Annotated in this window: 13 protein-coding genes; 1 reads left to right on the top strand and 12 read right to left on the bottom strand. The window is 45.0% G+C overall.

Annotation, left to right across the window (positions count from 1 at the left end):
* Nucleotides 1-120 precede the first annotated feature (120 nt).
* The 7 genes from CWC03_RS00910 to dusA all read right to left on the bottom strand — a co-directional run bounded on the left by CWC03_RS00910 (nt 121) and on the right by dusA (nt 4,982).
* Complete coding sequence (locus CWC03_RS00910) at nt 121-882, bottom strand: TIGR04219 family outer membrane beta-barrel protein (RefSeq protein ID WP_138580203.1); 762 nt, start codon at nt 880-882, stop codon at nt 121-123.
* Between the two features lie 4 nt (nt 883-886).
* Complete coding sequence (locus CWC03_RS00905) at nt 887-1,873, bottom strand: DUF2333 family protein (protein WP_010376722.1); 987 nt, start codon at nt 1,871-1,873, stop codon at nt 887-889.
* A 17-nt stretch (nt 1,874-1,890) separates the two neighbouring features.
* Nucleotides 1,891-2,415: a copper chaperone PCu(A)C gene (locus tag CWC03_RS00900; RefSeq protein WP_138580202.1), complete on the bottom strand. Its 525-nt coding sequence runs from the start codon at nt 2,413-2,415 to the stop codon at nt 1,891-1,893.
* 95 nt (nt 2,416-2,510) lie between these two features.
* Entirely contained in the window at nt 2,511-2,852 is a 342-nt protein-coding gene (locus CWC03_RS00895) for a hypothetical protein (protein ID WP_138580201.1), read from the bottom strand.
* A 23-nt stretch (nt 2,853-2,875) separates the two neighbouring features.
* Nucleotides 2,876-3,085 carry a PspC domain-containing protein gene (locus CWC03_RS00890; protein ID WP_128727601.1) on the bottom strand — a complete coding sequence of 70 codons (210 nt, stop codon included), beginning with the start codon at nt 3,083-3,085 and terminating at the stop codon, nt 2,876-2,878.
* 47 nt (nt 3,086-3,132) lie between these two features.
* Complete coding sequence (locus CWC03_RS00885) at nt 3,133-3,789, bottom strand: PspA/IM30 family protein (RefSeq protein WP_138580200.1); 657 nt, start codon at nt 3,787-3,789, stop codon at nt 3,133-3,135.
* 179 nt (nt 3,790-3,968) lie between these two features.
* Entirely contained in the window at nt 3,969-4,982 is a 1,014-nt protein-coding gene (dusA, locus tag CWC03_RS00880) for a tRNA dihydrouridine(20/20a) synthase DusA (RefSeq protein ID WP_138580199.1), read from the bottom strand.
* A gap of 88 nt (nt 4,983-5,070) precedes the next feature.
* Here dusA and CWC03_RS00875 point away from each other — a divergent pair, with 88 nt between their 5' ends.
* Nucleotides 5,071-6,141, top strand: coding sequence for a tyrosine-type recombinase/integrase (locus CWC03_RS00875; protein WP_138580198.1), 1,071 nt, complete (start codon nt 5,071-5,073; stop codon nt 6,139-6,141).
* A 271-nt stretch (nt 6,142-6,412) separates the two neighbouring features.
* Here CWC03_RS00875 and CWC03_RS00870 read toward each other — a convergent pair whose 3' ends face one another.
* From CWC03_RS00870 to CWC03_RS00850, 5 genes are read right to left on the bottom strand one after another with little or no spacing between them, the layout of a single operon-like run.
* Nucleotides 6,413-6,793: a hypothetical protein gene (locus CWC03_RS00870; RefSeq protein WP_138580197.1), complete on the bottom strand. Its 381-nt coding sequence runs from the start codon at nt 6,791-6,793 to the stop codon at nt 6,413-6,415.
* The gene (locus tag CWC03_RS00865) at nt 6,786-7,253 is read right to left on the bottom strand and encodes a virion protein (protein ID WP_249313910.1); all 468 of its coding nucleotides are present in this window, start codon (nt 7,251-7,253) and stop codon (nt 6,786-6,788) included. The genes CWC03_RS00870 and CWC03_RS00865 overlap by 8 nt, the downstream gene beginning before the upstream one ends.
* Nucleotides 7,250-8,767: a hypothetical protein gene (locus CWC03_RS00860; protein ID WP_138580196.1), complete on the bottom strand. Its 1,518-nt coding sequence runs from the start codon at nt 8,765-8,767 to the stop codon at nt 7,250-7,252. The genes CWC03_RS00865 and CWC03_RS00860 overlap by 4 nt, the downstream gene beginning before the upstream one ends.
* Complete coding sequence (locus tag CWC03_RS00855) at nt 8,767-9,591, bottom strand: hypothetical protein (protein WP_138580195.1); 825 nt, start codon at nt 9,589-9,591, stop codon at nt 8,767-8,769. The genes CWC03_RS00860 and CWC03_RS00855 overlap by 1 nt, the downstream gene beginning before the upstream one ends.
* The gene (locus CWC03_RS00850; RefSeq protein WP_138580194.1) at nt 9,584-9,937 is read right to left on the bottom strand and encodes a hypothetical protein; all 354 of its coding nucleotides are present in this window, start codon (nt 9,935-9,937) and stop codon (nt 9,584-9,586) included. Before CWC03_RS00850 ends, CWC03_RS00855 begins: the two co-directional genes overlap by 8 nt.
* Nucleotides 9,938-9,945 lie beyond the last annotated feature (8 nt).

Here is a 9,945-nt window from a genome sequence, read left to right as displayed (position 1 = left end):
GTTGTGCTTTAGCAACAATGAGTTGGAACATTCCTTATCCAAACCTCAGGTTATTTACCAAACAAAAGCGGCTTGGTCGATCACTCGTACCAAGCCGCTAAAAGAGTAAACTACACTATCTTAGAAGTGTAGTTGGACCCCTGCAAATGGGCCTGAGACATCCAAATCAGTGTAGATATCGTCAATATCATCTAGCTCCAGTACCATAGAGCGGTAACCCACTTTTACCGCAACATCAACAGCCATATTATCGATAAGCTCATAAGCGATACCAATTTGATAATCTTGGATTTTGCTGTCATCAATTGCAAGCATGCTGCCTTCGGCAAAAACACTTAGCCCTGTAAGTGGTAAACCCACTTCACCGCGCAAATAACCTAGAGGAACAAAGCCTGAGAATTCAACCTCTTCTGTGCGTGTTTGACCATTTGCAGTACCAGTTACCATGATAGAACCGTCAAACTGCTTAAAGTTCACACCAAAGTCTAGCGTCAACAAGTCATTATCTAGTACTTCGTAATACAATGTGTAGTCGATGTGGTTTAGATCTGCGTTTGTTGTCGCGTCAGTACCTACCGTATAAACTTGGCCACCAAAGTCAAAAGACTCTGTTAACGTCGTTTGACCATTTAACTCAAGCTCGGTATAGCGTAACTTGATATTTGGTACTAGCGGTACTGGGTGCTCAAGTGCAGCATAGAAACTCGTAAAAGTTTCATCGTCAAAGTTAAAGCTTTGCATATTGCCTTTTTCAGCAAAGCTACCTTCGGTTTCGGTATCCCACCCTTCTGCACCGACATAAAGCCCGAGTACCGTGTCTGCGTGTGCAGCAGGTGCTAAGCAAGCGAGAGATAATGCCGCTGCTAAAAAGTGTTTTTTCATGATGTTATCCTTGCGCTAAAAGTTCACTAAGTTCGATGAGAGCCGCATTGGCTCGCGAAATATAATTTGCCATAACCAGAGAATGATTCGCTACCAAGCCAAAGCCACTGCCGTTTAACACCATAGGGCTCCACACTGTCTCTTGAGTCGCCTCTAGCTCTCTGATGATCTGCTGTAGGCTGACAAGTGCATTTTTCTTTTCAAGCACAGGTCTAAAGTCATGCTCTACTGCTTTCATATAGTGCAGTAACGCCCACGTGGCACCTCTGGCTTCATAAAATACATCATCAATCTGCCACCAAGAGGTTTTCACCATATTATGGCTTGGCGTCATGGTTGCTTGATCAGCTGCCGAATCCCCAGCTAAGTCGGTGTTTAACCTATCTTGCCCTACGCTTGCGCTTAACCTTTGGCTTAGGCTGCCCATGCGTTTTTCAGCTTCTTTTAGCCAAGCTCTCAAGTTATCCGCACGCGCATAAAACTGGCTGTCGCGGTTACTGTTATCAGAAATTTGCGTCAAATACTGACGCAGCAAGTCATTACCTTTTTGATATTCACCCTCAGCACTTGGCCACATCCACGCTGTTGAACTGATATTAAACTGTGGTTGGGCTAGCTTTAAACTTGGGTGTTCAGTCGATTGAGACTGTGAACGACTAAAGTCTTTACGCATCGAAAGTGTAAGATCTCGTGTCATCTCAAGCACGCCATACTCCCAAGCCGGCATGTTATCCATCATTACGCTCGGTGGCATCATGTCGTTCGACAAGTAACCACCAGGCTTATTTAAAAGCGTATCTGTCACTTTAATCAAGGTATGTGTTGTCACATATCCAGTGACTAATGTATTGCCATTTTTCTGCGCATCCGCTTTTGCAGCCGCGACGACGTCAAACTGTTCTGGTTCCACACTCCAATATACGGCTATAACATAACCCAGAAGTATGACAGCGATAATGCCAGAGATGATTTTTCCCGTATGATTTCCCATTTAATACCTCACTGTTTTTAGTGATGAGAGTGATGTCCTGCGTTTGATTTTTCTTTACCACCAAACATGTCTGCAAGTGCGACGACTTCTGCCATGGTGAAGATCCTATCGCCATCAGCAAAATATAGCGTAAGCTTACGCTTCTCACCGACTTTTAATGTTTCTACTGGTTCAAACACCATTAAGTGATAACCACCAGGCTGAAATGTCACTGACTTACCAGCTGGAATAGCGAGCTCGTCAACACGTTGCATTTTCATCATATCTTCTTTATGAATATGCTCGTGAATTTCAACACGCTTAACGCCTTCGAGCGCAGCTTTAACCAACACTTTATTTTGCTGCGTTGGGTTTTCAATAACGAGATAACCTGCAGTTGAAGGTGCTGCTGGTAAAAATGCACGCACGGTTGCGTTGTGAACAGAAAGTTGCTCCGAATCATGATGATGTTCACCATGTTCATGCCCTTGATGAGCTGAAGCGTTAAAGCCGATAAAAGTTGATAAAGCAAAAATTAAGGTTTTGATTACACTTGATTTCATGTTGGCTTTCCTTGGATTTATAACTGCAAATAACTATATCACAGATCCCAATTTAGCGTGTTTTTTATCTCCTACCACCAACAAAAACCCACTGCTCACACTTTTACTTGAGCAGATTTGTCCACCACTAACCACACAATTGCAATAATACAGATGAGTGGAAATAGCACTATCAGCGAATTAAATAGCAATGTCATTACTAACCCAATGAACACAGTAAGGAGCAGCCCCAAAATACCTGCGCTCAAGAGTGCTCCTAGCACCACCAGCGCTACAATTGCAAATAGCAACGTGAGTATTTCAAAGCCAAACCAACCTAGGTCAAATCCCATATCGAGTTGCAGATCGCTGATGTCTAACCAGATTAGTGGCAGTGACACCCAAGATAGCGCCAATAAAAATACTAGCGCTAATAATATACCGGCCACGACTTTCATAGTGCCTACCTCGTCGCCGTTACTTAGTTTTCGTATTGCGTTTTTGGCATTGCAAACCAAGCGACGCCATACGCCAATAACACCAACATTGGAAACTTAAAAAACAGCAATACCGTTAGTAAACGCGTTAACCAAATTGGCATATCAAAACGTTGTGCGAGTTGCGCACATACGCCACCAATTTTCTTTGAACTATTCATTTGAGACAGTGTTGATTGATATCTATTTTTCATCTTTATCCCCTTTCGCTTTGATTGCTCAGTCGTTGCTGTGGGCGAGCCTAGCTCGCCATTTTTTGCTTCAGTTGGGCTAATTCATCGTCGATTTGTTGTTGCTTTTGCTCATCTTCAAAGCGCTGCCATACATCGGGCTGCCCTAAGTCATAGGATTCGACTTCAGCTTCAAGGCGCGCCACCTTACGTTCTAACTCGTCGAACTTGCGCGTTGCAGAGTGCATATCGTCACTATTCAGCGTTTGTTTGATGGTTAACCTTGCCTTACCAGCTTCCAAGCGGCGCAACATGGCCTTTTCTTTTGCCTTTAATTGCTGAATTTTGCTTTGCAACTTGTCCGCATCTGCGCTGAGTTTTTCAAGGGCAGGCGTTAGATCATCAATTTTTTGCTGTGCTTCTTGCGCTTTTTCGGTTTCTCCCTGCTTTTGCTCAAGGGCTGAGCGGGCAAGATCTTCACGACCTTTTTCAAGAGCATGTTCGGCTTTGCTTTGCCACGTTGTCGCAGCTTTATTTGCTTGCTCAACTTGGCGCTGCGCTACTTTTTGTTGGCAAATAAGCTCAGCTGCCGTTGTACGACAATCAGATAGCGCTTCTTCTAAATCACGCACTAACTGAGTTGCCATTTTTTGTGGGTCTTCTGCTTTGTCTAGTAACGCGTTAAGTTCTGCTTTGATAAGATCTTCAATTCTGTTGATGATGGTCATTGTTCGGCTCCTTTTATAATATAGTTAGACTACTCCAAGAGCCGTGCCAAAAATAAAAACAAAATTAAATCATTGAGTTAAGATTTTTTGAAAAGAAAAATAGATTTATTGAGATACATTAAATAGTGAAAAAGACGATAAAATCGTCTTTTTCACACACAGGATTGAGCTAGCGCATTTTATACTTCAGGTACAAAAGACAGCGCCTTTTCCATCACCTCAATGCCAGCCTCTTTTTTGTGACCGTTTTCAGATAAATGACGACGGAATCCTCTCGCACCGGGCTGATTTTGAAAAATACCCAACATGTGACGCGCAATATGCCAAAAGTTTGCACCATTCGACATTTCACTTTCAAAGTAGTCATACATGCTTCTTACGACTTGATGGCGAGTTTGCGTAAACGCAGCTTCGCCATATAGCAGCTCATCAACCTGCGACAACATAAACGGGTTGCTGTAGGCTTCACGGCCAACCATTACGCCGTCAAGGTGAGCCAAATGATGCTGGCATTCCTCAAGAGTTTTAACACCACCATTAATACTGATATGCAGATCTGGATAGTCTTTCTTTAATTGATAAACGCGAGGATAATCTAATGGTGGGATCTCACGGTTTTCTTTCGGGCTTAAGCCTTGCAACCATGCTTTACGGGCATGAATGATAAAGTCATCACAGCCCACCGCCAGCGAGGCTTCAATCAACGCCGTAAGAAACTCATAGGAATCTTGTTCATCAATACCAATGCGCGTTTTTACCGTTACCGGAATATTCACTTGTAACTTCATCGCCGCCACACAATCAGCAACTAACTGAGGCTCAGCCATTAAACACGCACCAAAGCGACCATTTTGCACGCGATCTGACGGGCAACCCACATTTAGGTTTACCTCACTGTAGCCATATTCCTCAGCACGCTTAGCACACTCTGCCAGCGCCTTAGGATCAGAGCCACCCAATTGCAACGCCACTGGTAACTCATGCGCACCAAATGCCAAATAATCCCCTTTACCAAAAATAATTGCACCTGTAGTGATCATTTCAGTGTACAGCACCGCATGTTTAGTAAGCTTGCGGTGAAAGGTTCTGCAATGGCGATCCGTCCAATCCAGCATCGGCGCAACGCTAAAGCGGCGAAACGCCGAATCACCTGTATTTATTGGCGTAACGCCTGATTTATATGGGTTTTGCATGTTACCTCTAGTGCCCCGAATCGCCTTGAATTTCCGTCAATTTCGTTATATGGTGCCCCATATGTGCCCCAATTTTTGTAGGACGACCATGGCATCATTAACCATTGAGAAACGCAAAAAATCCAACGGTGAATATAATTACCGCGCATTAGTGCGCGTAAAAAAATCGGGCGTAATTATACACCGAGAATCTAAAACTTTCACTAAAAGCGAGCATGCCCGCACTTGGGGTAAGAGGCGCATTGAGCAAATTGAGGTCAATGGTTTAAAAACATACAAAACGGTTACTCTCGGTGAACTGCTAAATTTGTACTATGAGGACCACGATTTATGGTCAAAAACTGGCAGGACAAAACGCTACGTAATTAAAATGCTAATGGACTGCGACATATCACAGATAGATAGTAATGAACTGAGAACCAGTCATCTAATTGAACACTGTAGACACCGCCGCAATGCAGGAGCCAGTCCGCCCACTATTTACCACGACATCGCGTATTTGCGAAGCGTCATGAAAAAAGCAATGTCTGTGTGGGACATCACAGCAAACTATCAAATATTTGAAGATGCAGTGCCAACACTAATAGACATGGGACTAGTAGGTAAAAGCCAAAAGCGCACTCGCCGCCCCACAGACAACGAACTTGAGGCATTGCGGCTAGGTCTACAAAAGCGCATGGAATACCGTCCGAACGGCGCAACCCGCATCCCTTATTTAGATATTTTGGATTTTAGCTTGTTGACCTGCATGCGTATTGGTGAGGTGTGCAAAATCACGTGGGATGACCTAAACACCACGCACAAAACTGTAATAGTTCGCGACAGAAAAGACCCGCGCAAGAAAGAAGGCAATCACATGGTGGTGCCGCTCCTTGGCGGCTCATTTGACATTGTGAAGCGCCAACCCAAAACAGGCGAAAGGATATTCCCTTACAACCCGCGTAGCGTTGCATCGGGATTCCAACGAGTACGTAATGAGTTGGGCATTGAAGATTTGCGCTATCACGATTTACGCAGAGAGGGAGCAAGCCGCTTGTTTGAAAAAGGCTACACGATTGAAGAAGTTGCACAGGTTACAGGGCATCGTAATCTAAATATTTTGTGGCAGGTTTACACCCAACTGTTTCCGCACAAACTGCATGATAAAGAGGATTTGTAGTAGTGAGGGAGTCGAACCCCAAAAACCAATGTGAATACCCCTACATACCCCGCCATATCTACGTTTTAGATTTTAGCAGTGGATATGTTGGGGTATGTTTTTCTCTGGGATAGCCCCAAAATGTCCCCAAACTCTACTGGATTTTTTCCTTGATTTCTTTGACCGATTCCTTGAGCCATCGAATATCTGTTTTGTTGGTCGTTACAGCCCCATACAGAAATATAGCATTCGCCAGTATCGTGAGTATTGTGTCTTGACTGATATCCATGCCTTACCTCGCTTGCACGGTTACTACTGTTTGTGGTGAGACCTCACCGTCTAACAACACCTGATACTCAGGCCGCAGCCTCATTTCAGCATCAAAAATGGTGTCCACCAATGCCTGATTTTTAGGGTTTAGTTTGATAACCGCTTCCAGCCACAGCTCATCTTTGACCTTGTAACTAAAATCCAGTTTTGATTTATCAAGAAAAAATCCTGCCCATGCTCGTTCAATATCATGCGAGCCGTTCGCCTGAAATTGCAGTTTGGCCAGCAGATTCCCGAGTGGTTCGGTAAATGATTTTGAGCCGCTATTGATGTATTGGTAAATGTAGTAAACACCCCCAATAGTGAGCAATAGACTCAGGTTTTTGCTAATGAAGTTACCCATAAAATCCCCACTGAAAACCGCGCTGAATTTCATCCATAGAGTACGGCTGCTCACCGTTTTCCATTTGAATCATAGCCTCAATCACCCGTGGGTATTCGCTATCATCCAGTGTTTTATTGCTGTCCACATTAGCTCTGCTCGACACGAACGCGATATATCCTGCCGTGTCATTCTCATTGGGTGGAGCCCATCTGCTAATAATGTCGCTGACATTTCGAATATCGTATTTATGCGCATAGGTTCGCAGAATACGAGCGGCGGCACGAATACCATGCTCAGCGGTTTCAAAAATAGCAAAACGGCCATCACTGCCCACTAACCCAACCCAATTTTCACCCGCCTCAATATTCAACGGGTTGTTATTGCGGATACCCCGCGCAGCTTGTTGCGTTGTCATATATACCCCTATTCCCAAAACAATTAATGCGGTGATGATGTGTGTAGTGTCTAACTTCATCATTTCATTTCCTTAAACACCCTCAACCTAGAGACTGGGCTCGCTTGTGACACCTCAGTGTCATATAGGCGCGCTCTATATCTGTCGTCCGTATTTTTGGTTAGTGGATAGGTAATGAATTGGTTTGAGCTGAATGTGCCTAGTACCGTACCACCACCAAAATCAGTACTGTCGCTCGGGATAGGCATAAATGTGACGCCGTCATCCTCAGAGATTAACTGCGTACCATTTTTGATTGCGTACACCGCCCCACGGGATTGTGCCGCAACGAATTGAACATCAACCAACTCAGTGATAGCGGTAGATTCACGGTTGAATACGAACCCCGCACCACCTGCGATTGCTGTGATATGAGTGCTACTAAATCGGACATCTGGATATACAATAAGGGAGCCGAAGACATCACCAATTGGTCGCCCCAGTGCATGCGGGAATGTTTCACAAACACCTGACGCCCCCGTTAAATCATAAAAATAATCATTGCCCGGCGAGCTACAAATGGCGTAAACGCGCTGGCGGTGCTTATCGTAGAATGTCTTTTTAACAGTAAGGTTCAAGTTATATGGTATTGAAAATACAGGCGTATTTATGTCGCTAGGTGTATACCAATTTGCGGCGCTTTCCCCTCGCTGAAACGCAATAAATCGCGTGCCGTCATACATCAGTTTTGCCCAGTTTAGCGGCACTTTCGCCTTGAGTGTGTCATATTGCGCAACTTTTTGACCCATTTCATAAACCATGATGAGGCCGTTTTCATACAGCGCCGCGACACGATCTTTGTCATAATCAACGACGACGACATCAGCAATATTGCCAGTGATATTTAGCAGGTTCACGCCCTGTTCTGAAACCCGCATCGCACCGTATTGGTCGTATTGATTGATATGCCGCTCAACAACGTATACCGCATGAGCCGTTGATGTGCACGCCCAATAATCAGGTTTTTCAGCCCCATAATCACCACCATAGCGCCCCTCATTACCGTCCAATGCGTTTACTGTGGTATATGTGCTACCAGAGATATACAGTGGTGGCTCATTGATAGAGACGTATATTTCAGAAGATGAGTTGATTTTCTTCTCAATGCCAGCTCGTACAGGTATTCCCGTCTCTGGCGTACACCCTTTCCCGCCATACCAAAAATCGTGCGTATCACTAAACAATGTAACGGCCATTCGACTGGCCTCAAACGGCAATACTTGCTGTGTACCACCATAGTGCTCCGCCATATAGCTCAGTGCTCTGTTACTCCCGCCTGTGGGAGCATCATATTTAAGAGAGTGTTTCGACACCCAAATATCAATGGTTTGCTCTACATCTGATAAAAGCACCAATAAATCAAAAGACTCGGCTGTCTGTAACTCAAAACCAGATCGAATCTCGGTTTCAATAACAGTGTTCCCGTCACGCGTAGCACGTAGCTTTACTTGATTCTCACAGTTCACCAGCTTTATAAACTGACCAAAGGCGTTAATTTCAGTAATAAAGTTCGGCTCTAAGATTTTTTTCAATAACATCAATTAGCCCTCATCATTGCTACGGCCATACCCATGCCACCTAAACCCAACATGACGTACATCATGGTTTTGTTGGTGCTGATTGCGAGTTGCTGACCATCCGAGCGCGTGGAATGGTCTGCGAACTGCAGTGCTTGCTTATGCGCCAAAATAGTTTGGTCGCTGGCGTCTTTGTATGCGTCCTGCGTTGCTGTAATTACCTGCGCCCCCAAATCCTTTGCTAAGTTTGATGCGTTATCCATGGAATACACTGCAACGTCTGTCATGCGTGCATTTGCATTGTCGGCGGCATCAATTGATAGGCCAGCGAGTTGCGCCGAGTTATCCATTGCGTAACTGGCAACGTCAGTAATTCGTGCGTTTGCATCCCCTATCGCACCAATCGTTGTATTTAGCGTGTCACCAGCAAAACCAATAACATCGCTATTGATACCAGCAGACAGCCCCAACATCTCACGCGCTAAATCGCCATTTTCTGCCAGCGCATCTCGCGTTAGTGAGTTTTGTGCGTTGATACTGTCACCCGCAATGTTTCGAGTCATTGACAGTGCATCGCCCGCGAAATCTAGTGAGTCGCGATTTACATTCCCTGCAAAATCAAATCCGTCTCGGGTCATGCTGCCAGCAGCATCAAAACCCGCGATATTTGCATCAACCAACCCCGCACCTAGTGACTCAATCGCGCTAACCAGTCCGCCGTCAGTCATGTTGTACGTGTTGCCGCTGCCATTTGTGATAAAGCCGTTATTGTCACCCTGAACACCAATACTCGTACTGGTGTTATTGGTGGTTTGGCGTGATGTACTTCTGGATTTACTACCCATTTAGCGTCATCCTATAAATTGCATAGCCGTCTTCGTCCGTCGACTCGTACACAAATTGATAGGCCGACAATAAACGTTTCAACGCCGTGCGTTTTGTGTGGTAAACAATGGAGGGGGCTGAAATGCGGCGAGCTAACGACACCACTTTTGGTGCAATCGCCAGCAGGTTTTTACCTGCTGCACACACCACACACAACCCGTCACGGTCTACACGCAACACGCAATAGCACCCCTCAAACTCAACCAGTACCGCCGAACCATGCGCCACTTCATTTTTTACGGTTTCATAGTCTGCCGCTGCCGCTGATTTAATTTGATGAATTTCACTAATGTGCGCCACGCGCATACCGCCCC

Origin of the sequence: Pseudoalteromonas sp. S2755, assembly GCF_005886535.1 — a bacterium.
Lineage (GTDB): Bacteria > Pseudomonadota > Gammaproteobacteria > Enterobacterales > Alteromonadaceae > Pseudoalteromonas.
The sequence above is the reverse complement of the archived record's forward strand: the minus strand, read 5'-3'. Positions and strand labels throughout refer to the sequence as shown.

What these genes read in the sequence shown, in the direction of transcription:
- CWC03_RS00910 (WP_138580203.1), bottom strand. Translation starts at nt 882, where the DNA reads ATGAAAAAACACTTTTTAGCAGCGGCATTATCTCTCGCTTGCTTAGCA.
- CWC03_RS00905 (WP_010376722.1), bottom strand. Translation starts at nt 1,873, where the DNA reads ATGGGAAATCATACGGGAAAAATCATCTCTGGCATTATCGCTGTCATA.
- CWC03_RS00900 (WP_138580202.1), bottom strand. Translation starts at nt 2,415, where the DNA reads ATGAAATCAAGTGTAATCAAAACCTTAATTTTTGCTTTATCAACTTTT.
- CWC03_RS00895 (WP_138580201.1), bottom strand. Translation starts at nt 2,852, where the DNA reads ATGAAAGTCGTGGCCGGTATATTATTAGCGCTAGTATTTTTATTGGCG.
- CWC03_RS00890 (WP_128727601.1), bottom strand. Translation starts at nt 3,085, where the DNA reads ATGAAAAATAGATATCAATCAACACTGTCTCAAATGAATAGTTCAAAG.
- CWC03_RS00885 (WP_138580200.1), bottom strand. Translation starts at nt 3,789, where the DNA reads ATGACCATCATCAACAGAATTGAAGATCTTATCAAAGCAGAACTTAAC.
- dusA (WP_138580199.1), bottom strand. Translation starts at nt 4,982, where the DNA reads ATGCAAAACCCATATAAATCAGGCGTTACGCCAATAAATACAGGTGAT.
- CWC03_RS00875 (WP_138580198.1), top strand. Translation starts at nt 5,071, where the DNA reads ATGGCATCATTAACCATTGAGAAACGCAAAAAATCCAACGGTGAATAT.
- CWC03_RS00870 (WP_138580197.1), bottom strand. Translation starts at nt 6,793, where the DNA reads ATGGGTAACTTCATTAGCAAAAACCTGAGTCTATTGCTCACTATTGGG.
- CWC03_RS00865 (WP_249313910.1), bottom strand. Translation starts at nt 7,253, where the DNA reads ATGATGAAGTTAGACACTACACACATCATCACCGCATTAATTGTTTTG.
- CWC03_RS00860 (WP_138580196.1), bottom strand. Translation starts at nt 8,767, where the DNA reads ATGTTATTGAAAAAAATCTTAGAGCCGAACTTTATTACTGAAATTAAC.
- CWC03_RS00855 (WP_138580195.1), bottom strand. Translation starts at nt 9,591, where the DNA reads ATGGGTAGTAAATCCAGAAGTACATCACGCCAAACCACCAATAACACC.
- CWC03_RS00850 (WP_138580194.1), bottom strand. Translation starts at nt 9,937, where the DNA reads ATGCGCGTGGCGCACATTAGTGAAATTCATCAAATTAAATCAGCGGCA.